This is a genomic window from Persephonella marina EX-H1 (genome assembly GCF_000021565.1).
GTDB classification, from domain to species: Bacteria; Aquificota; Aquificia; order Aquificales; family Hydrogenothermaceae; genus Persephonella; species Persephonella marina.
The window spans coordinates 1,529,694-1,555,132 of sequence record NC_012440.1; the positions used below are offsets into that span (position 1 = coordinate 1,529,694).

Sequence of the window (25,439 nt, forward strand, 5' to 3'; positions counted from 1 at the left end):
ATGATGATAGTTCTGCCAAATGTAAGATTTTCAACAGCTTTAAGGGAGGATGCGAGAAAGAAGATAGAGAAGATAGGATATGCTGATATAGTTGTTGGTATCCCTTCTTACTACAGCCAGACAACCATATCACATGTTATTGAGACTGTTGCAAAGGGGCTTGATAGATACTACTCAGACAGAAAGGCGATAATATTCGTCTCTGATGGTGGTTCTACAGATGATACAAGGGAAGAGGCGAGGGCTACAGATATAAGTGCGTACAATATAGAGAAGATAGTTTCTATATACAGAGGTATACCAGGTAAGGGATCTGCCCTGAGAGCTGTTTTTGAGGCTGCTGAGTTTTTAAGGGCTGAGGCTGTTGCAACATTTGATTCTGATCTTAAATCTATAACACCTGAATGGATTAAGAATATTCTTGATCCTGTTTTCCAGGGATTTGATTATGTTACACCTTACTACAGAAGGTATAAGTTTGATGGAACAATAACAAACAATATAGCCTATCCTCTAATAAGAACACTTTACGGACTTCGTATAAGACAGCCTATAGGTGGTGATTTTGGTATGTCAAGGAAGCTTGTTAAGGACTATCTTGATGAGGATGTGTGGGAGACAGATGTTGCAAAGTTTGGGATTGATATATGGATGACAACAACAGCTATTGTTAAAGGTTACAGGATATGTCAGGCAAGACTTGGGGCGAAGATACATGGGGAGAAAGATCCTGCTAAGGATCTTAGCGGTATGTTCAGGGAGGTTGTTGGAACAACTTACAATCTTATGGAAAAGTATGAGACTTTCTGGAAGAAGATAAAGAAATCAAAGGAGGTTCCCGTTTTTGGTGAGTTTGCAGGTGTAGAGCCTGAACCTTTTGAGATAGATCTTGATGAGAGTATAGATTACTTCAAAACAGGCTACAGAAATTTTGAAGGGGTCTGGGAAAGAATTCTTGATGAGGAAGATATGAAGGTGATAAAAGATCTTTTCAAGGTTGAGAATAATGAGGAGTTTGTAATGCCTGTAGAAACATGGGTAAGGATAGTTTACAGGTATGCAAATATATTCCACTCAACTGAAAGGCAGAAATTCAAGGTTTTAAATACTATGATACCCCTTTACAACGCCCGTGTTGCTTCTCTTGTTAATGAGCTATCGGATAAATCTGATCAGGAGGCTGAGGAATACTACAACAAACAGGCTGAAGTTTTTGAGGAAATGAAAGATTATCTGATAAAAATATGGAAATGAGGGAGGCATTTTCATGGCAGACTTTTTCCAGAATGGTGTTATAACGACTCTTCAGAATTTCAGAAACAGATCCCTTGAAGAGCTGGAATATGAGCTTGAGCTGTTCTCAAAAAGGAGAAATATGGTTCTTCTGCTACCTGCTCTGTACTCTGAGTTTGAAGGACCTGCAATGCCTAAGATAATACAGGAGCTTAAGGATATAAGGTATCTGTATAAGATAGTTCTCTCCCTTGATAGGGCTACTGAGGAGGAGTTTAAAAAGGTTAAAAAGATAATGTCAGAAATAAATACAGAAGTTAAGGTTATATGGCATGATGGACCGAGGATGCAGAGGTTGTACAGGGAGCTTGAAGAAGCTGGATTTAATGTGTCTATACCAGGTAAAGGAAGATCCGTATGGATGAGTCTTGGGTATATACTCTCAGATGCGGACGCATACGCCATAGCCCTTCATGACTGTGATATAGTAAATTACAGCAGAGAGCTGCCTGCAAGACTTCTTTACCCCGTTGTTCATCCTGCTTTAGATTTTGAGTTCAGTAAAGGATACTATGCCAGGGTTACACATAAGCTTTACGGAAGGGTTACAAGGATATTTTATACACCTTTGATAAGGGCTCTTATAAGGATACTTGGATGTAACAGATTCCTTGTTTATCTTGATAGCTTCAGGTATGCCCTCTCAGGTGAGTTTGCATTTATAAGAACACTTGCAAGGGGTATAAGAATATCTCCAACATGGGGTCTTGAGGTGTCTATGCTGAGTGAGGTTTACCAGAACACATCATTTAACAGGATATGTCAGGTAGAGGTTATGGATACTTATGAACATAAACATCAGAAACTTGTAAAATCAACATCTGAAGGACTTGTAAAGATGGCAAGTGATATAGCAAAAACTCTTTTCAGAGTTCTTGCACACGATGGTTTTGTTTTTTCTGAGGCGTTTTTCAGAACACTTCTCACAACATACCTTCAGGAAGCGAGATACGCTATAGAAAAGTACAACGCATTATCCTTGATAAATGGTCTTACGTACGACAGGCATGCAGAGATAGAGGCTATTGAGGTTTTTGTTGATGCCCTCAAAAAAGCTGAAAAGGAGTTTATAGAAGATCCTATAGGTGTTCCCCTTATGTCAGCATGGGTAAGGGTGAGAGCTGCACTTCCTGAGATCTCAGACAAACTTATAAGGGCTGTTGAGGAGGACAACTCTGATGATTAGAACTCCCATAAAGCTGTTGTCAGATATTTTTCTCCACCATCCGGACATATAAAAACTATAACACCTTCATCAATCTCTCTTGCAAGCTGGATCGCAGCCTCAAAGGCAGCTCCTGAGGACTGACCTACAAATATGCCTTCTTTTCTCGCAAGCTCCCTTGCCCTCTCGTATGAGATATCTGTTCCTATAAACATCGTTCTATCAAGTCTGTTCTCATCAAAAATACCTGGTTTTATTGATGTTTCTATATACTTCAGTCCTTCTATACCGTGGAAAGGGCTGTCAGGCTGGACGCCTATAACCTGAATATCAGGATTGAATATCTTGAGTCTCCTCCCTGTTCCCATAACCGTTCCACCTGTCCCTATACCTGCAACAAAATGTGTTATTCTACCTTCAGTCTGCTTCCATATCTCGACAGCTGTTGAGTAGTAATGGGATCTCCAGTTCGCATCGTTATTGTACTGATCAACGTAGAAATATCTGTCAGGATATTTTTCTATAAGCTTTCTTACGTAAATAATAGCCCCATCTGTACTCTCAAGAGGGTTTGTGTAATGTATCTTTGCACCGAAGGCCTGTATTATCTTCTTTCTCTCCTCACTTACGTTTGCAGGCATTGCAAGTTCAACTCTGAAACCGAGAGCTGTTCCTATCATAGCAAGTGCTATCCCTGTGTTACCTGATGTTGCATCAAGGATTATCTTGTCTTTTGTAAGTTTGCCGCTTTTAACAGCCTCAACAAGCATCCTTGTTGCAGGTCTATCCTTTACAGACCCACCCGGGTTGTAACCTTCAAGTTTTGCGTATATCTCTACATCTTTTTCTTTTATATCTTCAGGAAGGGAGTTTTCAAGCTTTATTAGAGGTGTGTTACCAACAAGTTCAAGTATTGATCTTCTGGTTTTCCTTATATTCTCATCATGTTCGCCTAATATCCACAATCTTTTTCACCCTGACTGTATTTTATTAAAGTTTAAAAATTTTATCCTTTTTCAGCCAGTTTTTGAAGGGCTAATTTTAAAGCCTTTTCTAAATTATCGGTCTCTTTCAGAACATCTTTTGCTACAGATAACACCCTTTTTTTATCAAAACCAAGACCTGTAAGTGCATCAACAAGATCCTTTAAAAGCTCATTCTCAATAAAATCGAGCTTCCCCTGAAGCTCAAGTACTATCCTCTGGGCTGTTTTCTTACCAACACCCTGTGCTGTTGTTAATGTTGTTATATCACGGTTTTCAACAATCTCAAAAAATCTCTCAGGACTGAATGATCTTAATATGGAAAGTGCATGTTTAACACCAACACCATTAATACTTAAAAGTCTGTTAAAGATCTCCCTTTCCTCAGGTGTTTTAAATCCGTAAAGCTCAACCCTGTCGTCCTTTATAAACATCTCTATAAACACAACAGATTGATCCTTAAGATCAGAGGGTGATCTGAATCTTAAAGCTACTGTTCCAAGATCAATAATGTAGATATCATCTTTTTTATGTTTTATCTTTCCTTTTAAAAACTCGATCATAAGAAAACTCCTGAAAGATATGGTAAATCTATTTTCATGTTAAAATATAATAAAGTAAAGGAGGTTTGAAAATATGATAGCCCTCCCGATGATCATAGGTGGTCAGAAAGTTTACAAGGAAGAAAAAATAGATGTTATATATCCATACACACTTGAAAAGGTAGGGGAGGTTCCAAAAGGTTCTCCAGAGGATGTTGAGAAAGCTATAGAAAAAGCAAAGACAGGTTTAAAGAGACTTAAGGAGCTATCCTCATATGAAAAGTACAAAATCCTTATGAAAGTTGCACAGTTACTTGAGGAGAGAAAGGAAGAGTTTGCAAAAACTGTTGTTTATGAAGTTGGTAAAACGATAAGGGAAGCAAGAACAGAAGTTGAAAGATGTATAAACACGATAATATTTTCTGCTGAAGAGGCAAAGAGAATTGAAGGGGAGTATGTTTATGTGGATGCATCTCCGAATGGTAAGGGTAAAAAAGGCTTTTATTTCAGAGAGCCTGCCGGTATCGTTTCTGCAATAACACCTTTTAACTTCCCTTTGAATCTCACAGCCCACAAGATAGCTCCATCTATAGCTGCAGGATGTCCGTTCATACTTAAGCCGAGTGAGAGAACTCCCTTATCTCCCATAATGCTCTGTGAGCTATTCCTTGAGGCAGGTGTTCCTGAGGAGGCTGTTTCGGTAATACCGGGATACGCTGATGTTGGACAGGCTATGACAACACATCCTGATGTAAGGGTTGTTTCATTTACAGGAAGTCTTAAGGTTGGTGAGATAATAGCAAAACAGGCTGGACTGAAAAAGATAGTTATGGAGCTTGGATCTAATTCCGCTGTTGTTGTTGATAGGGACGCAAACCTTGAGCTTGCAGCTAAAAAATCAGTTTTAGGCGGTTTTGCCCTTGCAGGACAGGTATGTATATCTGTTCAGAGAGTTCTTGTTCATGAGGATGTTGCAGATAGGTTCCAGAAGTTGCTGAAGGAAGAGGTATCAAAGCTCAAGTTTGGTGATCCAATGGATGAGAATACGGATGTTGGACCTGTTATAGCTGTTGATGAGGTTAACAGAATACAGTCATGGATAAAGGAAGCTGTTGAAAAAGGTGCAAAGATTGAGACAGGCGGTGTTTCATGTGCAGAGGAAAAAACTGTTTTCCAGCCTACAGTTGTTGTTGATGTACCGGAAGAGTCAAAACTCTTCTATGAGGAGGCTTTTGCACCTGTTGTTACTGTAAAGAGATTCAGGAGTATTGATGAAGCCCTGGAGCTTGTAAACAGATCCAATTACGGTCTTCAGGTTGGTGTGTTTACAAATAACATAAAAAATGCATGGAAGTTTATACAGGATGCTGAGGTTGGTGGAGTTATAATAAATGATATACCTACATTCAGAGCAGATAACATGCCTTACGGTGGTGTGAAAGGAAGCGGTATTGGAAGGGAAGGTCCAAAATTTGCGATAGACGATTATACAGAGATAAAAATGGTGATTTTTGATCTGAATGCATAAAAAATATGCAGTTATACGAATAATTGCACAAAATAAGTGCATTGAATACTGGTAGAATAACGATATTACTTTATTTAATATTGGCAGGATATTTGCTTGATTATAAAATTCAGGAATACTTGGAGGGTGTAAATGAAGAAAATTGAAGCTATTATCAAACCTTTCAAACTTGATGAGGTTAAGGACGCTTTAACTGAGATCGGCGTTTACGGTATGACTGTATCTGAGGCAAAGGGTTTCGGAAGACAGAAAGGGCACACTGAGCTTTACAGAGGAGCAGAGTATGTTATTGATTTCCTTCCAAAGCTTAAAATAGAGATTGTTGTTGATGACTCAATGGTTGAGAAGGTTGTAGAAACAATAGCGAACACAGCAAGAACAGGAAGAATAGGTGACGGAAAGATCTTTATAATACCTGTTGAGGATGCTATTAGGATAAGAACAGGTGAAAGGGGACCGGAAGCAATTTAGTTTCATAAAATCAAATCAGGAGGTACTTTAAATGGCTATGATTCAGTGTCAAACGCCAGATGATGTTTTAAGAGTTATTTCAGAAAAAGGAATTGTTTTTATTGACCTGAAGTTTTCAGATCCTTTTGGACAGTGGCAACACCTGACAATACCAGCACATGAGTTTTCGGCAGAGAGCTTTGAGAACGGTATTCCTTTTGACGGCTCATCAATAAGAGGCTGGAAGGGAATACAGGAATCAGACATGCTCCTGATTCCAGATCCAAAATCTGCATTCATAGATCCGTTTATAGAAGAACCTACTATATCACTTGTTTGTGATGTTGAAGACCCTATTACAAGAGAGGCTTACAACAGAGATCCAAGACAGATAGCTAAGAAGGCTATTGAGTTCTTAAAGTCAACAGGAATAGGTGATATCGCTTTCTTCGGTCCTGAGGCTGAGTTCTTCATATTTGACGACATCAAGTTCAGCAACGGTCCAAACCACTCTTACTATGAGATAGACTCAGTTGAGGGCTGGTGGAATACCGGAAGAGAAGAGATGCCAAACCTCGGGTACAAAACACCTTACAAGAGAGGATACTTCCCTGTTCCACCACTTGACAAGATGTCAGCTATAAGAAGGGATATGGTTAAAACTCTCGAAGAGGTTGGAATAACAGTTGAGAGGGAACACCACGAGGTTGGTACAGCAGGTCAGGGAGAGATCAACTTCAGATTTGCTGATCTTGTAACAACAGGTGACAATGTTCTCAAATACAAGTATGTTCTCAGAAATGTTGGATTCAAACACGGAAAATATGTAACATTCCTTCCAAAACCGATAGCCGGTGATAACGGAACAGGAATGCATATACATTTCTCTATCTGGAAAGGCGGAGAGAACATGTTTGCAGGAGACCAGTATGCTGGTCTTTCAGAGATAGCTCTTTACGCAATTGGTGGAATCATAAAACACGGAAAAGCTATAGCAGCATTCACAAACCCAACAACAAACTCATACCACAGACTTGTACCTGGATTTGAAGCGCCTGTAAGACTTGCATACTCTGCAAGAAACAGATCTGCTGCTATCAGAATACCTATGGGCTCAGCTTCACCAAAAGCTAAAAGAATAGAGGTAAGATTCCCTGATGCATCTTCAAACCCATACCTGGCATTTGTTGCACTTTTAATGGCTGCAATTGATGGTATTGAAAACAAGATACATCCAGGTGAGCCTTTAGATAAGGATATCTACTCACTCTCACCTGAGGAGCTTGCAAACGTTCCTGAAACACCAGCATCTCTCCAGGAAGCTATTGATGCGTTAAAAGCGGATATGGACTTCCTCCTGAAGGGTGGTGTTATGGATGAGGACTTCATACAGATGTGGATAGAGACAAAACAGGAAGAGGTTGACGCAATAAGACTCGTTCCACATCCAAAAGAGTTTGAACTTTACTACGATATCTAAGATGTATGCCCCCTTTTGGGGGCTTTTTATTATAGACAAATTCATTTATAATCTATTATCTATAAAAACCATTTCACTAATGGTGTCAGATTGGATGAGAGATCTAAAGCTGCCATAGAGTCGTTCCGTCAGGCAACGGAGCACGATATAACATCTTTTTTAATTCTCGTTTTCATAATTCTATTACTTCTATTTCTTATCCTGCTCGGTTTTCATTTTAAAAAGACCATAAAAAACAAACTTATGAAAAGACTGTTCTTAAAAAATCTGAAGGAGAGGAATATACCTGAAAAGGCAGGAGAGATCATCTGGAAGTATTCCAGGAAGCTCGGTAGAGATCCTTTCCTTGCACTTGAGTTTAAAGCACCATTTGAGAAGGTTATATCACTGTATGTAGAGGAAAATCCAAATTATGATGAGGAGATGCTAAAAGAGCTGAGAAAGAAGCTCGGTTTTGATATATGTCCGCCTTTTGTTCCCCTTTCATCAACAAAAGATATAGATATATTCCAGTCAGGAAGAATAAGTACAGATAATAAAGAGGTCTACAACGCTGCTCTTTATGACAAGGATGAGAAACATATGTACTGGTATCTTATAGATGCCCACACAGATCTCCCACATCTTAAAGGAAAGGTTGTGAAAATAACCCTTTTAAGAAGAGGAGATGCCATTTATAAAATATCAGGTGTGGTTGAAGACACGTTTGTTGAGCTTGATAAAACTATTCTCAAACTTCCCCACACATTTGATATGGAAAGAATTCAGAGAAGAGAGCATGCAAGGGTTGATGTTGAGATCCCCGCTGTTGTTGAAAAGATAGAGATACTCCCAAACGAGGTTGAAAAGGTTAAGAGAATAGAAGGTCTTATAGCTGATATAAGTGTAGGTGGAGCAAGGTTCTGTATCTCAGCAGATAGAAGAACTGAAGCAAATCTCAATATAAATAATGAGGTCAAGCTTATATTCACAGTAGAAGGGAGAAAGTTAGAGATAAACAGCGTTATCGTAAATATATATGAGAGAAAAACAACAACCTGTTACGGTATCAAATTCAAGAAGATGAACAAGTATGAGGAAAATATACTTGCAGATTTTATAAAAAAAGAACAGAAAAAACTTATGAAACTCATCCAGATGCAGAGGGGATAATCTGACCGGATTTGCCCATACTCACTCAGAACATTATATTTAAAAGTTAAGAGAAAGATACATAAGCTTCTTTAGAGGGGTAGGGAACATTGTTAAATGTGAGAGTTTTTTTATTTTTCCTCATTATATCTATCCTTTCCTGCAGTCTTGACTACTCCTCTATGGATGTTGAAGAACTTGAGATTTTATATAAAAAGGAGAATAAAAATGAGGTTCTTCCATATCTGTGCAGAAAGTACTACAAGAAGTATCAAAAGGAACTGATAAACAAGGATTATATATTAAATAAAACCCAGGAGTATATGGATAAAACTGTGAATTACTGTGCTCTATCCTTCAAGAAGTTAAATGATATCGGTTCAGCCAAGATCCTGGAAGAGCTTTATTTCTCAAATTATGTAAACACTAAAAAGGATTTTTTATACTTTATCTACTGGGCTTATAAGGCGGGAGATAAAGACACACTTGATACATTTATCAAAAAGGACTCTGTGATATTTGCTGTTCTTTTCCATTCAGACAGGCTTATGAACTATCTTGTGAAGGATATAAATTATATCTCCGACAGGGAGGTTATAAACAGGTTCAAGACAGCATACAGACTTTTAGTTGAGTATCAGAAGGATATAAAGGATCTTGATAACTCATGGCTTTTCTACACGGATAAGGAGTATATATCAAGATCTTTTTCAGAGCTCACAATAGGTTTTGATCAGCTTATCAGAGATATGAAATCAAACAGATTCCTGATCTCAGAGATAAGGGATAATCTGTCAAAGTATGAGAAAGCGTACTTTTCAAGCAGAACAGCAAAAAAGTATGTGGAACTTTTTTACACTCTAAAAGCCTTAATGAGAATAAATCTGGATAACTTTTATATATTTACATTAAAGAAAGAGGATATAAACAGAGGTATAGCCAGAGCTATGAATGTGAAGGAAAAGGACACAGATATACTTCAGGAGGTACTTCCGGTGATAAAGGAGTTTGTAGAGGAGAAGGATAAATATATAAAAAAATACGACGAAATACTTAAAAAGGAAAGTTAGAGATTATGGCAAAAAGAAGACTTTCTAAAACAAATATCTTTATCTTGACGCTAATACTGGTAGTTGTTCTTGGGAATTTTCTTATTCTGACTATAGCAAATGATAAACAGATATACCAGTTATCAAAAGAGCTGGAAACACAGGCAGAAAAGTTTTACCAGAAAAAGGAGTTTGAAAAATCCCTTGATTTTTACAAAAAGGCTTTAAAGAACTATGAAGACCTTACCATTTACAGATTCTTTGTTAAGGATGATATAGAAAGGGTTAAGAAGAAACTTGAGACAGATGAAAATTTCAGGAAGCTGTCACAGGGATACGTTTATTTTAACGGTAAATGGGTAAGTGAGAAGGAGCTGAGAAATCTTCTCAGGGAAAAGTCAGAGTTGATAAATGATATTCATATAATTCTTAAAACAGCTAAATTTTTCGGTGATATCTCATCACTTGAGAATGATATAAAGGTTTATGAAAGCGGGCTTGAGCTGATAGAAAAAAGTAAGTTCAGAGAAGATCCTGATGTAAAAAATCTTGAGAACCAGATAACAGAGAAGCTGTATGACCTCTATGTAAAGGCTGGAAGCAGGTACTACAAACTTGATAATCTTGATAAAACTGTCAGATACTACGAGAAGGCTATCAGAATAAAGGATGATCCTGATCTGAGAAAAAAACTATCCCAGATATATATAGAGCTCGCTGAAAGATATATAAATGAGAAAAGGTTTAATGAAGCACTTGATACAGTTCTGAAGGCAAAAAAATTAGGATTTAAAACGGATGAGCTTGACAGGAAGATAAAAGATATTGTGGCAAAACTTCATCCTGAAAAGATAAAAGGTGTTGAAGATCCGTCGGTCTATTTCTTCCTGTCAAAAAAATCATACGAGAGTGGCGATTACGAAAGAGCCGCAGAACTGTGTGAAAAGAGTGTAAACCTCGGCAAGAAAGATAAGGAAAGTCTCCTTCTGTGTGGAAAGATATATTTCAGCTTAAAAGATTACGAGAGATCACTTGAGTATATAGATAGAATTTCCCAGATGGATGAGGAAACGGAGATATTAAAGGGCATGAATCTCTTTTATCTGGAAAAGTATGAAGAGGCTTTACCTCTTCTTGAGAGATACTCCAATAAAGAAGATGTGAAAGGTTACCTGTTTGAGATATACAGAAATCTGGGAGATCTATACTCAAAAGATGATCCTGATAGAGCTCTCTCTTTATTTGAAAAGGCCGCTGCTTTAAAGGAGGATCCAGAGGTTTACAGAAAGATGGCGGATATCTTTTTTAACAGAAAGGATTTCAAAAACGCCTACAGGTATTATAAAAAGGTTTTATCACTGAATCCGAAGATGAGAAAAGATATTCTGCCAAATTATATAAAATCTGTGAAGGTGCTGGCAGAGAGGAACTTCCAGAATAAAAACTACAGAAAGTCTCTTTCATTCTATACAGAGTATCTATCAGTATACCCGAGGGATGTAAAGATATTAGAAAAGGTTGGCGATATATACAGACTCCTTGGAAATAAGAGAACGGCTATAAGTTACTATGAGAAAGTGATGAAAATTAACAGAAAGTACTTTGACAGGAATCTGTCCGGAAAACTTTTAGACCTTAGACTTGAGATGGGTGATATATACTTTGCAAACGGTGAGTATGAGAAGGCTATATACCATTATAAGAAAGCCCTCGTTTTTTCTGACAGCGAAAAACTTGCTGAGAAACTGGCAAAAGCTTACATAAAGATGGGTGACAGATATCTTAAAAGGAAAATTTACGATAAAGCACTTGATTACTATATAAAAGGTATATCGCTTAAGCCATCCCTGGGTGTTAGCATAGAGAAGAATCTTGGTGAGGCTTATATAGGTGTGGGAGAGATACTGTTTAAGAGAAAGGATTATAGAAAAGCTGTTAAATACTTTAAAAAGGCTGAGAAATTCCTTAAAGATGATTTCAGAATATTTTACTACAGAGGTCTTTCATACCTTAAGATGAAAGATTATGAGAATGCTATAAAAGATTTAGAAAAAGCTGTATCAAAAAAGGGTGATCTTTATGAGATCAAACTTAAACTTGCCAGACTGTATCTCGGTAAAAAGGATACAGGTAATGCAGAAAGGTATATAGACGATCTCATCTCAAAGGGTAAGTTTCTTGACAAGGTTTATATGATGAAAGGTGATATATATCTATTAAAAGGTGATACGGAAAATGCATTTGTTTATTACATAAAAGCTGAGGAGAGTGGAAACCACTCTGGGGAGCTTTACTTTAAGCTTTCAAAGATATATTTCAAAAAAGGAAACAGCCTTAAAACTGTATCTTATGCAACGAAGGCTATAAAAAAAGGATACAGAGATAAGGATGTTTACTATCTTAGGGGAATAAGCTATTACAGGCTTAAAGACTACAAAAATGCTATAAAGGATTTTAGCTCTTATATAAAACTTGATCCTGATAATCCTGAGGTTTACTACCTTAGAGGTAAGCTTTACTACGAACATGGAGATTTTTCAAAAGGGGATTACGGAAGGGCTGTTTCAGACCTTAAAAAAGCTGTTGCACTTGGCCATAAAGAAGCGGAAGAGTATCTAAAGAAAATTGAAAATAAGTAAAGATCATTTTATCCTATAATCCTAAAAAATCTCAGGGGAAGCAGATGGAAAAGTATCTGATCAATGAACTGAAAAAAGAGGAAGCCTGGAGACTGTTTAAGATAATAGGGGATTTTGTAGATGGATTTGAGGTTATGCCCCAGTTTATTCCCGCTGTTACATTTTACGGTTCGGCCAGGGTTAAGGAAGGAGATAAGTATTATGAGGCTGCAAGGGAGCTTGCAAAAAAACTTGTAAGTAAAGGCTTCTCCATTATAACAGGTGGTGGCCCCGGAATTATGGAAGCTGGAAACAGAGGTGCTAAGGAAGGTGGTGGTAAATCTGTAGGTCTTAATATAAACCTTCCACTTGAGCAGGAACCAAACCCTTACGCAACTGTAACTATAAACTTCAGATATTTCTTTGCAAGGAAAGTTATGTTCAACAAGTATGCCACAGCCTATGTTCTCTTTCCCGGTGGTTATGGAACACTTGATGAACTTACAGAGACGCTTGTCCTTATACAGACAAAAAAGGTCAAGCCTTTCCCCGTTATACTTTACGGTTCAGAATACTGGAACGGTCTTGTTGAATGGATAAAGGATGTTGTTCTTGATAAGGGCTTTATAGATTCTGAGGATTTCAATCTCTTCCAGATCTCGGATGATCTTGACCAGATCGTTGATATAATCGTAAGCTTCTATGCACAGCATTATGAATATGAGATTTGAGGATCTAAAAAAACAGCTGAAAGATCTCCAGAAGATAGGGGAAGGCTGGAGAGGTGTTGTATATAAAGGTGTTCTTAACGGTAAAGTGGTAGCCGTAAAAGTTCCAAAGGAGCCTATACACAGAAATGCTATTAAAAAAGAGGGGAGTATACTGAAAGTTGTAAACAAAGAGGGTATCGGTGGAAAACTTATACTTGAGGGGGATGATTTTATAGCATACGAGTTCATAGAAGGAGAGCCTTTAAAAAAGGTTCTGAACAGAGAAAATGCAAAGATCATATTCAGCCAGCTTCTTGAGCAGGCGAGGAAGCTTGACCTTCTTGGAATAAGCAAGGATGAGATGCACAGACCACACACAAATGTTCTTGTTGATAAAAATCTAAATGTACACCTTATAGATTTTGAAAGGGCGAGGAAAACAGAGAATATACAGAATGTTACACAGCTTGTTCAGTACTTTCTCTCTGAGGGATCAAAATATCTTCCACCGTTTGATAAGGATGAGCTTATAGAAGCTGCAAGGGAGTACAAAAAGGACAGATCAGAAAAGAACTTTGAGAGAATAAGGAAAATACTGGGTCTGTAAGATGCTGAAGGTAGGTTTAACAGGTTCTATAGGAACGGGAAAATCAACTGTAGGAAAGATATTCTCTGAGCTTGGAGCTTATGTTATAGATGCTGATAAGGTAGTTCACACCCTTTTAAAAAGGGAAGATATAAAGGAAAAGATAAGGAAAGAGTTTGGTGATGTTTTTGATAGTAAGGGAGAGATAGACAGAAAGAAGCTTGGAAGTATAGTTTTTAAAGATCCAGAAAAGAAGAAAAAACTTGAGAGTATCATTCATCCTGAAGTCAGAAAGGAGATAGAGAGGAGTATAAAGAAGATAGAGGATAAGGATCCTGAAAGTATTGTGATTGTAGAGGTTCCCCTTCTTATAGAAACAGGTTCCTACAGGGATTACGATATTGTTATTCTTGTTTACGCCCCAGAAAAGCTCCAGCTGGAAAGACTTATTAAAAAAGGATTTTCTAAGGATGAAGCACTCAGGAGGATAAGATCTCAGCTCCCTATTGATGAAAAGATAAAATACGCAGATATTGTTATTTACAACACAGGGGATCTGAAAAGATTAAGAGAAGAGGTTGAGTCTGTGTACAGGAAACTTAAGGAGAAGGTAAAAAAAGAATGAGAACTATTATACTGCTTCTTACATTTTTGATCTTTTCTCTGTCCTACGGTGTGGAGATAAGGTCTGATATAAGGCTGGAGATAATCTCACAGATAAAACTGCTCCAGGAGGAGAAGGAAAAGCTGAAAAAAGATATTCTTAATGCGGACAGTGATGAGAAGGTTTATATAAGGAAAAAGATAAAGAAGATTGATAAAAAGATAGAAAAACTTAACGATCTACTTGAACATTATGAGAAAAATATTTCTAACGCTGGTTAGTTTCTCATTTATATTTCTTACAGGCTGTACAAAAACAGAGGATCAGCCTGATGTTATTGTGGATATAGAAGTATCAAAAGAAGGATATAGGCCTGATAAGATATACCTGAACAGAGGTGATGTAGTTCTTTTCAGAGTGAAAGCTGTTGATGAAGGTATAGGTGATGATTACAGTCAGGAGTATTACGGCCACTGTTTTTATATTCTCCCACCTTATGATGTTATGCTTGAAAATATAAAAAAGGGAGAGACAAAGCAGATAAAGTTAAAGATGATCTATCCAGGAGAGTTTATATTTACATGTCCTTACTGCTCAGGAGTTTTCCCAACAAAAGGCACTATATACGTCAGGTAGATCTTAAAAACATTCTGTAAACAAAAAATCCGAGTAAAGGGAATATACTGAGTATAAATGTTGCGACCTTATAAGAAAAAGCTTTTTCTCCGAGGACAAAAACAACACCTCCCCATATAAGAGGTGACACTATACTGGCCATCCTCTCTGATAATGCCATAAATGCAAACCTTGTGGTTAACTGGTGTTCGGGGGATATTGATATAAGGACAACTCTCATCGTTGTCCAGAGGGATGAGAGGAGCATACCAAATACTACAGCAACTATATAGATTGTAAACCTGTCTGATAACAGAAGAGCTAAAAATGCCAGAAACCACCCGAGGAACACAAACTGGAAAAATCTTACAGGTGAGACCTTATGGAGTAAAAATCCTACAGCGGGAGCACAGATGATAGCAAATATACCTGCTAAAGCTATTATGTTTACTATCTGATCCTGTGAGAAGAGCATTACTTTATTAAGGTAGATGGACATAAATATGATAAGTCCATGGGCTGCATCTGTTAGAAGAAGGACAGCAAGTATAAAAAGAAAAAAAGGTTTATCTCTGAATATCTCTCTGATATTTATCCTGAAAAACTTTTCTTTCTTCTTTGATCTGACAAAAATAACGGAAGGAATGGCAAAAAATGTGAAAATGAATGCTGTTATAAGGAATGTCTGTGACGGACTGTCTGCGAGATAGTTAGATATCAGAAGGCTTACAACACCTCCTATATAGCCTATCCCAACGCCAACACCTGAGATAAAACCTCTCTCCTTCTCTGTTGATATGTCGTAGAGCAGTGAGTTATAAAATATAAGACTCTGCTGGTAAAAAAGGTTCATAACAAAGAATATTGACAGCGCAGCGATAAGTGAGTCTATAAAGTAAAGTGTGAAAAGGAAGAATATAACAGAAAGAACAGCAAACTTGAAGAAAAGATCTTTGTATCCTCTCTCATCAGCAAACTTTCCTGTTATTATCCCTAGGAATATTGATATAAAAACAGATAGTGAGTAAACAACTGAGTAATGGTAGGAGCTTCCACCGAGTGTATTTATGATCCATAATGGGAAAAATACAGATATTATATTTGCTGAGAACACAGTCTCGGCAAAATCAAAAAGAGCCCATGATAGAAAAGGTATCTTTCTCATAGCAGATTTACTGATCTTTTTAGTTTTTCTATCTCCTCATCTGTCAGTTCTCTAAAATCACCTTCCTCAAGATCCTCATCCAGACGTAAAGGTCCAATTCTCACCCTTTTAAGATAAAGAACAGGATGACCAAGCTCTTCCATTATCCTTTTTACGATATGGTATTTACCTTCACGTACTGTTATATATATCTCTGATCTTTCCTCTGAGGTTGATATGATATTTATTTTGAAGGGTTTTGTTCTGTACTTTTCCTTTTTTAGGACTATACCTTCCTTCTCAAATCTTGAAAGATCAAGATCTGATATGTCCCCTTTAACTACTGCGTAGTACTCCTTCTCAATCTCCCATTTTGGATGGGCTATTCTGTGTGCAAGCTGACCGTCATCTGTTATTATTAAAAGGCCTTCTGTATCAATATCTAACCTTCCTACAGGGAAAAGTTTTTTACTGAATGGGAGATCAGCAAAAAAATCCATAACAGTCGGGTATCTCTCATCTTTAACAGCTGTTATATAACCTGAAGGTTTGTTGAACATATAGTAGTGATACTTTCTGTACTTTAAAGGCTCTCCCTCATAATAAACAGTATCTTTTTCAGGATCTATCTTTGTGTCTGGACTTTTGACGACAGTATTATTAACAGATATAAGACCTTTTTTGATTAACTTTTTTACCTCTTTGCGGCTACCAAGACCGAAATCTGCAAGAAATTTATCTAATCTTATCTTCAGTTCCTCATAAAAAGAGGGGATCTTTCTGTCCCCTCTCTATAGGATCTTTACTTTACTTTCTCTTTTAAAGCTTTAGCAGCGTGGAAAGTAACAACCTTTCTTGCAGGTATTGTGATCTCTTCTCCTGTTCTTGGGTTTCTACCTTTTCTTGCTTTTCTTTCTTTGACGTTGAATACGCCAAGACCTGGGAGAGCTACTCTTTCACCTTTCTCAAGAGCTTCTGTAAGAGCTTTCACGAATGCGTTAACACATCTCTCTGCAGATGCTTTTGTCACTCCTGCCTCAGCTGCTACTTTTGCTACGAGTTCTGCTTTTGTCATGGTTGACCCTCCTGTAATTTAATTTTAAAAATACCCCAAAATCGCAATTTATCTATATCTGGGGCAAAATCTATACTTTAATTTATATTAATAATCTCTTAAAAGTCAAGGGTTTTGTCTTTATTTTTCAATATTTTTGGCAGTTTTAATATAAAATGGGGGTCAGAACCCCCTGATGGATCTATTCCTCTATAATCTCTGTTACTAAAGCTCCGGAAGGACATTCTTCAGATATCTCAGCAGCTCTTTCGGCTATCTCACCTTCAATAACAGCACCGTCTCCACCAACATCATCTTTTACTTTAGCTATACCATCCCCCCTGTCTTCGTAAACCTCAGGAAGCTCATCATAACATAATGCACAGGCTGTGCACAGGTCCTGATCCACTGAAACTTTGACTTTCATCTTACTCACCTCCCAAAGATAATTTAATCTATGCTTTTTACTGTTCCGCTTTCAACATAGTATATGTTATCAGCAGCATCCTCCACTTCAGTATCGTGTGTTACTATTATAAGCTGTCTTACAAAATTTTTCCTTTTTAGCTCCAGTAACAGATTTATAAGTTCTGATCTTCTCTGATCATCTAGATGAACTGTAGGTTCGTCAAGAATCAGCACCTCATTCTTTGATGATAAGAATCTTCCTATAGCGAGTCTTAAAGCTATACCGAGGGCTGTTCTCTGACCTCCACTTATTGCGTTAACCGGTATAAATCTGTCCTTTTTCTCTAAAGTTGGAACTAAAAGTGTTATATCAAAACTTTCCGAGAATCTTACCTGCTGGAAAGGAAAACCGAATATTGAAAATATCTGATTTGTCAGTTTTGGAAGCTCATAAAGGGCTGTATCTCTTATTATTTTCTGTATTCCGTCGGGTCCTAACGCCTTTTCTATTCTTCTGTATTTTTCAGCCTTTTCCTGATTTATCTGTATATCTTTTCTAATCTCTTCAGCCTTTTTGATCTCCTTCTCTTTTAAAGATATCTCTGTTTCAAGTTTGGTTATCTCTCTTTCAAGGTCTGATATCCTTTCTGTTAAACCCTTAAGCTCCATCTCACTGTTCTCAATCTCAGATCTTATATCTTCCAATCCCTTTTCTATTGTGTTTATATCTTTAACTGATCTTTCAAGCTTATCTTTTTCCTCAGACAGATTTTTTATCTCGTCTTTTGAGTTTTTTATCTCATCTATCAGCCTGTCTTTCCTCGAGACATACTCTTTTATTGAGAAGTATCTTTCTACTTTTTTCTTAAGATCCTTGTACTCCTCTTTTACTTTTTCTGGGTCTTCATTCTTTAGCTTTTTGCTGAGTTCTCTGACTTTAGCTTCCACAGTTTCAACTTCCTTTTTTATCTCATCCACATTTATCTTGGAAAGATAACTTTCTGCCTCTTTATACCTGAGATAGTTATTCCTGTTTTCTGTCAGGAATTTTTCTATATCAGATCTTTTATTCTCTATATCCTTCAGATCATTCAGCCTTTTCTGGCTGACAAAAAGTTTTGATCTTATCTTTAGCATCTCTCCTTCAGCTTCTTTATGCTTCAGGAAGTACTCTCTGTACTCTGAAAGCTTTTCCTTTATGTATACCTCTCTCTCTAAAAGCTCTGATAACTTTTTCTCCTTCTCTTTCACCTCTCTGTATCTTTTTCTGAGATACTCAAGTTTCTGGTCTATCTCTTTTACAAGTTCATCCTTAGTATGCTGGTCTAAAGGTCTTTCACATGTAGGACAGCTTCCTTCAAGGGAGTCTATCTTTTCCCTTTTCTTTTTCAGCTCCTTTCCTTCAGCCTCTATCTCAGCTTTCTCCTTTATCGCCTCCTTAATCTCCTCTTCCAGTTTTTTTATGTCCTGCTCACAGTTATTGATAAGCTGGTTTATAGCGATTGGGTTGTGTACGAGAACCCTGTAGATCTTTTTATAACCTGTAAGCTCCTTTGCTATCTCCTGAGCATCTTTCATACTTTCAGAGAGCTTCTTTTTCAGCTCCTCAACCCTTTCTTCAAAACCTTTCAGTTCACCTTTAAGCCTTGATATCTCATTTATCTTGTTTTGGATATCCTTTAGCTCTTTCTCTTTCTCCTCGTACTGGTGTGCTATCTTCCCTAATCTTTCCTTCAGTTTTTTTCTCTCTTCAATCTCGTCTATCTTTTCCTTCAGGGCTTTAAATCTTTCATTCTCCTTTTCTAAATTTCTAAAAAGCTCAATGATCCTTTCTACCTTTTCATATCTTTCAACAAAAGGTCTGAGTGTACTCAGCTCTTTCTCTTTATTCTTTATATCATCAAGCTCTTCCTGTCTTGTTTTTATGATTCTTTCATGGTTCTTTATCTTTTCCTCAAGAATACCAATTCTGTGTTTTGTTCTCAGTATCTCTTCTTTTTCTTTTATATACTTTTCAAATCTGTCTTTAAGATAGGATATCTTCTTTTCTATCTCATCCTTCTTTTTTTCAATAATCTTTTTATCTTTTTCCTTTTTTCCCTTTTCCTCCTTTAACTTTTCAAGATCCTTCTGGATCTCGTGAATGTCTGGAAGGGCAGAGCTTATATACTTTATCTGGGATTCTAAAGCTCTTCTCTTTTCAGCTGCATGTTCCGATATTATCTGGTAAAGGGTCATATCAAGTATCTCTTCAAAAAGTTTAGCCCTTTCCCTGGGCTTCATCTCTATAAGGCTCTCTATATCCCCCTGTCTGATGAGAACAGATGAGAAGAATGTTTTCAGAGTAAGACCTGTCAGTTTTGGGATCTCCTTTGATATATTTTTCTGGTAGTAAGGAAGGAATCTCTCCCCTCTTTTTTTAAAAACCGTTCCTGATGATACAGCCTTTTTACCTTTAATAGATACAACCCTTTCTATCCTGTATGTTTCCCCACCTTTTATAAAATCAAGCTCCACCTTCGCTTCGTTCTTTCCCCACTGGACGATATCCTGAAGGTTTCCCTTTGATGTTTTTCCGTAGAGTGCGTAGGATATACCTTCAATTATTGAGCTTTTACCTGCTCCGTTTTCTCCTATAAATACTGTTATACCTTTATCCGGGAAGTTTATCTCAGTTTCTGTATGTGTCAGAAAATTCTTAAGGTATATCCTTTTTAAAATCATTTACTGACCTGTTTTCCAAGCTTTTTCTCAACAGACTCTATCTTCTGTTTTAGCCTTCCAGATTTTCCTTTCCTTATATCAAACTTAACTACAGAGTATACCCTGTTACAGTCTTTTTCAAGCTGTTTGTAAGCCTGATCTATTATCTTTAAGGCCTCTTCCATTGTTTCTACCTCAAAAACCGTTCCCATAGGTGTGAGCTTGTAGTTTACACCGCTTTCATCTATCATCTTTATTATTCTGCTTACGTAAGGGCTTACGCTCTCACCTTTATCAGTAGGAAACATGGCAAACTCAACAAGTACCGACATATTTCTCACCTCTTTTTTCTATAATTTTAACAGAAGGTATATAATTAGTTTAGATTTAATGGAGGAAAAGTTTTGATAGTAAAGATAGAGAAGCTTGTTTACGGTGGAAAAGGTATAGGTAAGTTAGATGGAAGGGTCTGTTTTGTCCCGTTTGTCCTTCCTGATGAAGAGGTTGAGGTTGAGATAAAAAAGGAAAAGAAAAGTTTTATAGAGTGTGAACCTTTAAGTATTGTTGAAAAAAGTCCTTTCAGGACAGATCCACCATGCAGATATTTCAGGTACTGTGGAGGGTGTGATTACCAGCATATCACCTATGAAAAGCAGGTTGAGATAAAAGCTGAAATCCTTTTAGAAACATTAAACAGGATAGGCAGGCTAAATATAGACAGGATAGATAAGATATACCCTTCAAAAAAGCCTTTTAACTACAGAAACAGAACTCAACTGAAGATAAGAGGGGAGAAGATAGGATTTTATATGAGGGAGAGCAGACAGATCATAAATATAGACAGCTGTCTTCTCCTTAAAGAGGATATTAACGGTATGATTTCAGGTGTGAGGGAGATCTTAAAATTTCTTATTTTTCAGCCTGAGCAGGTACATATATACTCATCATCAGATGGGGAAGCTCTTGTTAAGTTTGTTTACCAAAAAAGGGTCAGGAGATTCCCTTTAGGTCTAAAACATCTTAGATCTTTCTTAAGTGAAAAACTAAAAGGTGCCGGTATATACCACAGAAAGGACGATCTGCTAAAAAGGGATGTACTCCTTGGAGAGAGCTATATTTACGAAGAGTACGGAGGTATAAAGTTCAGGGTCTCAATGGACTCCTTCTTTCAGGTAAATGTCTACCAGGTTGAAAATCTACTTGATGCTGTCTTACAGAATATTGGAGATCATGAGAAGGCTGTTGATCTTTTCTGCGGTGTTGGAACTTTAACACTCCCTTCTGCCAGATATATAAAGGAGATATACGGTATTGAGTCAAACCCTTATGCCGTTAATGACGCAAACCACAACAGAAAGCTTAACAGGATAAAGAATGCTAAATTTTTTAGAATGGATGCAAACAGATCAGGTGGTTTTATAGCTGAGTTAAAGCCAGATCTTGTTATAATTGATCCTCCCAGAACGGGAGTTTCAGATGATCTTGTGAGAACATTCCTGGATACAGATTCTATAAAGAGGATAATCTATGTATCATGTAATCCTTCAACACTTGCAAGGGATCTAGGTTATCTTAAAGAGAGATACTCTGTAGAAAAGGTGTACATGATAGATATGTTCCCACAGACATACCATATAGAGTCTGTTGTGGTATTGCAAAAAATGAAATAAATCATAAATTTAGCCGATTATAATTGTGATATACTTAATTAAAATCTCAGAGGTTTTAAAAGTGGAAAAACCTTTTAACTGGAGAAAGATTAAATAAAAATGGAAGGCAACAGTCCTCCCTTACTTAAGGTGGAAAACCTATCAAAAAAATATCTTATAAAGAAAACTCTTTTTCACAAAGAGTATTTCACAGCTGTTGACAGGGTCTCTTTTGATATAAATTATGGTGAGATCCTTGGTGTCGTTGGTGAGTCTGGAAGTGGAAAATCAACTATTGGAAAGCTTGTTCTCAAACTTATCCAGAAGGATGAGGGGAGCATACTTTTTAAGGGTAAAGATATATACAGTATGAACAGAAAGGAGGAAAAGATATTCAGGAAGGAGAGTTCTGTTGTTTTTCAGGACCCAAGGACATCACTGAATCCAAGACTTACAGTTTATAAGATAATTGAGGAGCCTTTAATAGTTCATGGTGTTGAAAGAAAAGAGAGGGAAGAGAGGATTATTAAGGCTATAAATGATGCCGGTCTGGATGAGACTTTCTTGAGCAGATACCCTTCAGAGCTTTCAGGGGGACAGAGGCAGAGAGTTGCTATAGCAAGAGCTATAGTCCTTGATCCTGATCTGATAGTTGCAGATGAACCGACATCTGCACTTGATGTTTCTGTTCAGCTCCAGATAATAAAGCTTCTTGAGAAACTTAAAAAACAGAGAAATATAAGTCTTATGTTTATCTCGCACGATCTGAACGTTGTTGGAAATATAGCTGACAGGATCGTTGTTTTATACAGAGGTAAGATAATGGAAAAGGGAAACACTGCGGATATAATAAAGAATCCTAAACATCCTTACACGAAAATACTTTTTGATAGTCTCCCACCTGATCATCCATCACACAGAAAGGATCTTAAAAAGATACCTGAGATAGAAAGGGAGGATATAAAAGGAGGCTGTCTTTTCTACCATAGATGTCCTGTAGCGGAGGATATATGCAGGAAGGAACCGGATATAAAGAAAATCAATGGAAGGGAGGTCTACTGCCACTTTGTTTGAAACTGAAGTTCTTATAAGTTTTCTTCTGATATTTATACTCCTTATACTGTCAGCATTCTTTGCAGCCATTGAGTCCTCATTTTTTTCTATGGACTGGCTTAAGATAAAAAGGATGGCAAAGGAGGGTAATAAGGCTGCAAAGGTTGCAGATTACATAAGATCAAGGCCAAAGGAGCTTGTAACAACATTCCTTATAGGAAATGAGCTTGTAAATATAACAGCATCTGCGATCATGTCAGGTCTTGTTATTGAGCATCTTGGAGAGGCGTACCTTTTTGTTGCTATTATAACAATGACGGTTCTTATACTCACCTTCGGTGAGATAACACCGAAAACTATAGGTGCTTACTATCCGGAGAGATATGCCCTTTTTGCCTCAAGACCCTTTTACGCATTTTATATAGCTGTAACACCGTTCAGAATAATATTTATGAAGTCCGCTGAGTATTTCCTTAAGAAGATGGGTCTTGAGCTTCCCGTTGAGAGTCACAAGCTTTCAGAGGACGATCTCATATCAATTGTAAACATCGGAACTGAGAAAAAGATATTCACAGAAGAGGAGAAGGAAATTATAGAGGCAACCCTCCAGCTTCATGAGACAGCTGTAAGTGAGATAATGACACCAAGGAGGGATATATTTGCCATACCTAAAGGGCTTACTGTGAGGGAGGTTCTTGAGCTAATAAAGGAGAAGGATTACAGCAGGATACCCGTTTATGAAGGTAATCTGGATAACATAATCGGGATACTTTACATAAAGGATATAATCTTCCTTAAGTTTGAGGGTAAGGAAGAGAAGATAGACAGATTTTTGAGAGAACCTTACTTCGTTCCAGAGTTTACACCTCTTTTAAACCTTATGAAAAAGTTTGAGGAGAAGAAGAATCATATGGCTATTGTTGTTGATGAGCACGGAACTGTGGTGGGGCTTGTAACATTCCAGGACATTCTTGAGTTCATAGTAGGCGATATTCCTGAGGAGTATGAACCTGAAGAGCCTTTCATAAAACAGATATCCATGAATAAATGGGAGGTATCTGGAAAAATTGAGGTTGAGATACTTGAAGAGGTTGTGGGTATAAAGCTGCCAGACGATTACGAGTTTGATACTGTAGGTGGTTTTATACTTGATGTTTTAAAGAGATTCCCTGAGGAGGGAGAGGAGTTTGTTTACGAGAACTATAAATTCAGGATACTGAAGATGGAAAGTAACCGTATAATCTCCGTTCTGATAGAGAAACTACCAGAAACTGTTAAAGAGGAAGAGGAAAGTAATGTTTAGTTATCTTATAGCTATCGCTTTTTTCCTTATTCTTGAGGGTTTTTTCTCAGGATCTGAGCTTGCCCTTTTCTCTGTTAACAGAACAAGGCTGAAATATCTTGCAAAAAATGGAAATAAAAGGGCAAAAAAGGTTTATACCGCTCTTGAGAAAAGGTTTGATGAGTATGTAGCAACATGTCTTATAGGGACAACTCTGAGCATTGTTACTATAACAGCTCTTTTTGTGAGCTTCCTTCACGAGTTTTCCACAGTAATGCCTCTTATACACTCAAAGGAGGAGCTTTTTGCGGAGGCTATTATCGTTTTTACACTTCTATTTGGTGAGATAATACCTAAAAGTGTTTTCCAGCATTACGCTGACAGACTTATATTCTTTCTTATACCTGCTATAGAGTTCTTCAGGAAACTGCTCTATCCTTTACTGCTCATAGCAAAGGTTATAACAAGAGTGGTTTTCTTCATATTCAGACTTGAGGAGAAAAAGGATAAGATACTTACAAGGGAGGAGCTTTTAGATGCTCTCATCTTAGAATCTGAGGGGATAGAGGAGTTTGAGAAAAAGATCGTTGTAAATGTTCTTATATTTGAGGAGAGAAGGCTGAGTGAGATTGTTGTTCCACTCTCAGATGTTGTTGCTGTAGAGTATTCATCAAAGGTTATAGATATAATCCAGACATTTAAGGATACAGGATACTCAAGGATACCTGTTTATAAAAAGAGGATAGACCAGATAACAGGTGTTGTTAGATCTTATGATATAGCTGATGCAAAGCCTGATGATCCTATACAGAAGTATGTAAGACCTATAAGGTATGTTCCAGAGTTCACAAGTCTTCCAAATGTTCTTAAAGGTTTCAAACAGTTTAAGGATCATATGGTTGTTGTTGTTGATGAGAGAGGAGCAACAATGGGGATAATAACCCTTGAGGATGTTCTTGAGGAGATTGTTGGTGAGATAAGGGATGAGTTCTCAAAAAGGGAAAAGAGAATGATAAAAAGACAGATAAAAGACAAGCTTATAGTTGATGGAAGAATGGAGATAAAGGAGATAGAAACACTTGTAGGTGAGAAATTCCCAAAAGGCCCGTACGAGACTGTAGGTGGGCTTATAATATACCATCTTGGAAGAATGCCTAAGAAAAGGGAGAGGATCGTTATAGGTTCTGTAAGATTTACAGTTTTAAAAACAAATGTTAGAAGAGTTCAGGAAGTTTTAATTGAGAAGATTGAGACTACAAGGAAGAAAGTGAAATTAAATGGAGCGAGAGACGGGACTTGAACCCGCGACCCCTTCCTTGGCAAGGAAGTGCTCTACCAACTGAGCTACTCTCGCTCATTGTAGGGAAAAATATTATATGCATATCATCTTTA

The 25,439-nt window shown here is 37.3% G+C and carries 25 protein-coding genes, 1 tRNA gene and 1 pseudogene; 17 read left to right on the forward strand and 10 right to left on the reverse strand.

Annotated elements, in window-relative coordinates; translation table 11 throughout:
• A complete protein-coding gene (gene ggs, locus PERMA_RS07840; protein WP_012675407.1) occupies positions 1 to 1,254 on the forward strand; it encodes a glucosylglycerate synthase Ggs in 1,254 nt (417 codons plus the stop codon).
• Between the two features lie 13 nt (positions 1,255 to 1,267).
• Entirely contained in the window at positions 1,268 to 2,479 is a 1,212-nt protein-coding gene (locus tag PERMA_RS07845) for a glucosyl-3-phosphoglycerate synthase (RefSeq protein WP_015899019.1), read from the forward strand.
• On the opposite strand, the gene cysM is transcribed toward PERMA_RS07845, so the two are convergent.
• Entirely contained in the window at positions 2,476 to 3,423 is a 948-nt protein-coding gene (gene cysM, locus PERMA_RS07850; protein ID WP_012676510.1) for a cysteine synthase B, read from the reverse strand. The genes PERMA_RS07845 and cysM overlap by 4 nt on opposite strands.
• 41 nt (positions 3,424 to 3,464) lie before the next feature.
• Positions 3,465 to 4,004, reverse strand: coding sequence for a Holliday junction branch migration protein RuvA (ruvA, locus tag PERMA_RS07855; protein ID WP_012676260.1), 540 nt, complete (start codon positions 4,002 to 4,004; stop codon positions 3,465 to 3,467).
• A 73-nt stretch (positions 4,005 to 4,077) separates the two neighbouring features.
• On the opposite strand from ruvA, the gene PERMA_RS07860 reads away from it, so the two are divergent.
• The 11 genes from PERMA_RS07860 to PERMA_RS07910 all read left to right on the forward strand — a co-directional run bounded on the left by PERMA_RS07860 (position 4,078) and on the right by PERMA_RS07910 (position 14,775).
• Complete coding sequence (locus tag PERMA_RS07860; protein WP_015898975.1) at positions 4,078 to 5,511, forward strand: aldehyde dehydrogenase family protein; 1,434 nt, start codon at positions 4,078 to 4,080, stop codon at positions 5,509 to 5,511.
• A gap of 132 nt (positions 5,512 to 5,643) precedes the next feature.
• The gene (locus tag PERMA_RS07865) at positions 5,644 to 5,982 is read left to right on the forward strand and encodes a P-II family nitrogen regulator (protein WP_012675942.1); all 339 of its coding nucleotides are present in this window, start codon (positions 5,644 to 5,646) and stop codon (positions 5,980 to 5,982) included.
• 31 nt (positions 5,983 to 6,013) lie between these two features.
• Complete coding sequence (gene glnA / locus PERMA_RS07870) at positions 6,014 to 7,441, forward strand: type I glutamate--ammonia ligase (protein WP_012676471.1); 1,428 nt, start codon at positions 6,014 to 6,016, stop codon at positions 7,439 to 7,441.
• Between the two features lie 90 nt (positions 7,442 to 7,531).
• A complete protein-coding gene (locus tag PERMA_RS07875) occupies positions 7,532 to 8,593 on the forward strand; it encodes a flagellar brake protein (protein ID WP_012675322.1) in 1,062 nt (353 codons plus the stop codon).
• A gap of 89 nt (positions 8,594 to 8,682) precedes the next feature.
• Positions 8,683 to 9,642, forward strand: coding sequence for a hypothetical protein (locus PERMA_RS07880; RefSeq protein WP_012676691.1), 960 nt, complete (start codon positions 8,683 to 8,685; stop codon positions 9,640 to 9,642).
• 5 nt (positions 9,643 to 9,647) lie between these two features.
• Positions 9,648 to 12,260: a tetratricopeptide repeat protein gene (locus PERMA_RS07885; RefSeq protein WP_012675558.1), complete on the forward strand. Its 2,613-nt coding sequence runs from the start codon at positions 9,648 to 9,650 to the stop codon at positions 12,258 to 12,260.
• 44 nt (positions 12,261 to 12,304) lie between these two features.
• Positions 12,305 to 12,970: an LOG family protein gene (locus PERMA_RS07890; RefSeq protein WP_012675850.1), complete on the forward strand. Its 666-nt coding sequence runs from the start codon at positions 12,305 to 12,307 to the stop codon at positions 12,968 to 12,970.
• Positions 12,960 to 13,556, forward strand: a complete 597-nt coding sequence (locus tag PERMA_RS07895; RefSeq protein WP_041531137.1) for a protein kinase — start codon at positions 12,960 to 12,962, stop codon at positions 13,554 to 13,556. The genes PERMA_RS07890 and PERMA_RS07895 overlap by 11 nt, the downstream gene beginning before the upstream one ends.
• Position 13,557: 1 nt before the next feature.
• The gene (gene coaE / locus PERMA_RS07900) at positions 13,558 to 14,160 is read left to right on the forward strand and encodes a dephospho-CoA kinase (RefSeq protein ID WP_012676707.1); all 603 of its coding nucleotides are present in this window, start codon (positions 13,558 to 13,560) and stop codon (positions 14,158 to 14,160) included.
• Positions 14,157 to 14,420: a hypothetical protein gene (locus PERMA_RS07905; RefSeq protein ID WP_012676570.1), complete on the forward strand. Its 264-nt coding sequence runs from the start codon at positions 14,157 to 14,159 to the stop codon at positions 14,418 to 14,420. Before coaE ends, PERMA_RS07905 begins: the two co-directional genes overlap by 4 nt.
• Positions 14,392 to 14,775 (forward strand): cupredoxin domain-containing protein, encoded by a 384-nt coding sequence (locus PERMA_RS07910; protein ID WP_012676288.1) that lies wholly within the window; start codon positions 14,392 to 14,394, stop codon positions 14,773 to 14,775. Before PERMA_RS07905 ends, PERMA_RS07910 begins: the two co-directional genes overlap by 29 nt.
• Here PERMA_RS07910 and PERMA_RS07915 read toward each other — a convergent pair.
• From PERMA_RS07915 to PERMA_RS07940, 7 genes and pseudogenes are all read right to left on the reverse strand, one after another.
• Positions 14,768 to 15,919, reverse strand: a complete 1,152-nt coding sequence (locus PERMA_RS07915; RefSeq protein WP_012675447.1) for an MFS transporter — start codon at positions 15,917 to 15,919, stop codon at positions 14,768 to 14,770. The two genes, PERMA_RS07910 and PERMA_RS07915, sit on opposite strands and share 8 nt — an antisense overlap.
• Complete coding sequence (locus tag PERMA_RS07920; RefSeq protein WP_012676276.1) at positions 15,916 to 16,458, reverse strand: pseudouridine synthase; 543 nt, start codon at positions 16,456 to 16,458, stop codon at positions 15,916 to 15,918. Before PERMA_RS07920 ends, PERMA_RS07915 begins: the two co-directional genes overlap by 4 nt.
• 69 nt (positions 16,459 to 16,527) lie before the next feature.
• A pseudogene (locus PERMA_RS10920) lies at positions 16,528 to 16,674 on the reverse strand (S4 domain-containing protein); the annotation flags it as partial.
• Positions 16,675 to 16,700: 26 nt separating this feature from the next.
• Positions 16,701 to 16,973, reverse strand: coding sequence for an HU family DNA-binding protein (locus tag PERMA_RS07925; RefSeq protein ID WP_012676179.1), 273 nt, complete (start codon positions 16,971 to 16,973; stop codon positions 16,701 to 16,703).
• A 181-nt stretch (positions 16,974 to 17,154) separates the two neighbouring features.
• A complete protein-coding gene (locus PERMA_RS07930; RefSeq protein WP_015898899.1) occupies positions 17,155 to 17,379 on the reverse strand; it encodes a ferredoxin in 225 nt (74 codons plus the stop codon).
• Between the two features lie 23 nt (positions 17,380 to 17,402).
• Positions 17,403 to 20,084, reverse strand: a complete 2,682-nt coding sequence (locus tag PERMA_RS07935) for an AAA family ATPase (protein WP_012675812.1) — start codon at positions 20,082 to 20,084, stop codon at positions 17,403 to 17,405.
• Positions 20,081 to 20,395: an MTH1187 family thiamine-binding protein gene (locus PERMA_RS07940; protein WP_012676763.1), complete on the reverse strand. Its 315-nt coding sequence runs from the start codon at positions 20,393 to 20,395 to the stop codon at positions 20,081 to 20,083. The genes PERMA_RS07935 and PERMA_RS07940 overlap by 4 nt, the downstream gene beginning before the upstream one ends.
• Positions 20,396 to 20,467: 72 nt before the next feature.
• Here PERMA_RS07940 and PERMA_RS07945 point away from each other — a divergent pair, with 72 nt between their 5' ends.
• The 4 genes from PERMA_RS07945 to PERMA_RS10665 all read left to right on the forward strand — a co-directional run bounded on the left by PERMA_RS07945 (position 20,468) and on the right by PERMA_RS10665 (position 25,347).
• Positions 20,468 to 21,733: a class I SAM-dependent RNA methyltransferase gene (locus PERMA_RS07945; protein ID WP_012675512.1), complete on the forward strand. Its 1,266-nt coding sequence runs from the start codon at positions 20,468 to 20,470 to the stop codon at positions 21,731 to 21,733.
• Between the two features lie 99 nt (positions 21,734 to 21,832).
• The gene (locus PERMA_RS07950) at positions 21,833 to 22,786 is read left to right on the forward strand and encodes an ABC transporter ATP-binding protein (RefSeq protein ID WP_012675780.1); all 954 of its coding nucleotides are present in this window, start codon (positions 21,833 to 21,835) and stop codon (positions 22,784 to 22,786) included.
• The gene (locus PERMA_RS07955; RefSeq protein WP_012676923.1) at positions 22,779 to 24,068 is read left to right on the forward strand and encodes a hemolysin family protein; all 1,290 of its coding nucleotides are present in this window, start codon (positions 22,779 to 22,781) and stop codon (positions 24,066 to 24,068) included. Before PERMA_RS07950 ends, PERMA_RS07955 begins: the two co-directional genes overlap by 8 nt.
• Entirely contained in the window at positions 24,061 to 25,347 is a 1,287-nt protein-coding gene (locus tag PERMA_RS10665) for a hemolysin family protein (RefSeq protein WP_012676058.1), read from the forward strand. Before PERMA_RS07955 ends, PERMA_RS10665 begins: the two co-directional genes overlap by 8 nt.
• Here the strand turns inward: PERMA_RS10665 and PERMA_RS07960 are convergent.
• Positions 25,326 to 25,401, reverse strand: a tRNA-Gly gene (locus PERMA_RS07960). The two genes, PERMA_RS10665 and PERMA_RS07960, sit on opposite strands and share 22 nt — an antisense overlap.
• Between the last annotated feature and the right edge of the window lie 38 nt (positions 25,402 to 25,439).

Excerpts from the sequence above, each read along its gene's own strand:
- glnA (WP_012676471.1), top strand. The coding sequence starts at position 6,014 with ATGGCTATGATTCAGTGTCAAACGCCAGATGATGTTTTAAGAGTTATT.
- PERMA_RS07860 (WP_015898975.1), top strand. The coding sequence starts at position 4,078 with ATGATAGCCCTCCCGATGATCATAGGTGGTCAGAAAGTTTACAAGGAA.
- PERMA_RS07905 (WP_012676570.1), top strand. The coding sequence starts at position 14,157 with ATGAGAACTATTATACTGCTTCTTACATTTTTGATCTTTTCTCTGTCC.
- PERMA_RS07845 (WP_015899019.1), top strand. The coding sequence starts at position 1,268 with ATGGCAGACTTTTTCCAGAATGGTGTTATAACGACTCTTCAGAATTTC.
- PERMA_RS07885 (WP_012675558.1), top strand. The coding sequence starts at position 9,648 with ATGGCAAAAAGAAGACTTTCTAAAACAAATATCTTTATCTTGACGCTA.
- PERMA_RS10665 (WP_012676058.1), top strand. The coding sequence starts at position 24,061 with ATGTTTAGTTATCTTATAGCTATCGCTTTTTTCCTTATTCTTGAGGGT.
- ggs (WP_012675407.1), top strand. The coding sequence starts at position 1 with ATGATGATAGTTCTGCCAAATGTAAGATTTTCAACAGCTTTAAGGGAG.
- PERMA_RS07895 (WP_041531137.1), top strand. The coding sequence starts at position 12,960 with ATGAGATTTGAGGATCTAAAAAAACAGCTGAAAGATCTCCAGAAGATA.
- PERMA_RS07930 (WP_015898899.1), bottom strand. The coding sequence starts at position 17,379 with ATGAAAGTCAAAGTTTCAGTGGATCAGGACCTGTGCACAGCCTGTGCA.
- PERMA_RS07920 (WP_012676276.1), bottom strand. The coding sequence starts at position 16,458 with ATGTTCAACAAACCTTCAGGTTATATAACAGCTGTTAAAGATGAGAGA.
- PERMA_RS07890 (WP_012675850.1), top strand. The coding sequence starts at position 12,305 with ATGGAAAAGTATCTGATCAATGAACTGAAAAAAGAGGAAGCCTGGAGA.
- PERMA_RS07910 (WP_012676288.1), top strand. The coding sequence starts at position 14,392 with ATGAGAAAAATATTTCTAACGCTGGTTAGTTTCTCATTTATATTTCTT.
- PERMA_RS07935 (WP_012675812.1), bottom strand. The coding sequence starts at position 20,084 with ATGATTTTAAAAAGGATATACCTTAAGAATTTTCTGACACATACAGAA.
- PERMA_RS07925 (WP_012676179.1), bottom strand. The coding sequence starts at position 16,973 with ATGACAAAAGCAGAACTCGTAGCAAAAGTAGCAGCTGAGGCAGGAGTG.
- ruvA (WP_012676260.1), bottom strand. The coding sequence starts at position 4,004 with ATGATCGAGTTTTTAAAAGGAAAGATAAAACATAAAAAAGATGATATC.
- PERMA_RS07915 (WP_012675447.1), bottom strand. The coding sequence starts at position 15,919 with ATGAGAAAGATACCTTTTCTATCATGGGCTCTTTTTGATTTTGCCGAG.
- PERMA_RS07950 (WP_012675780.1), top strand. The coding sequence starts at position 21,833 with ATGGAAGGCAACAGTCCTCCCTTACTTAAGGTGGAAAACCTATCAAAA.
- coaE (WP_012676707.1), top strand. The coding sequence starts at position 13,558 with ATGCTGAAGGTAGGTTTAACAGGTTCTATAGGAACGGGAAAATCAACT.
- PERMA_RS07940 (WP_012676763.1), bottom strand. The coding sequence starts at position 20,395 with ATGTCGGTACTTGTTGAGTTTGCCATGTTTCCTACTGATAAAGGTGAG.
- PERMA_RS07865 (WP_012675942.1), top strand. The coding sequence starts at position 5,644 with ATGAAGAAAATTGAAGCTATTATCAAACCTTTCAAACTTGATGAGGTT.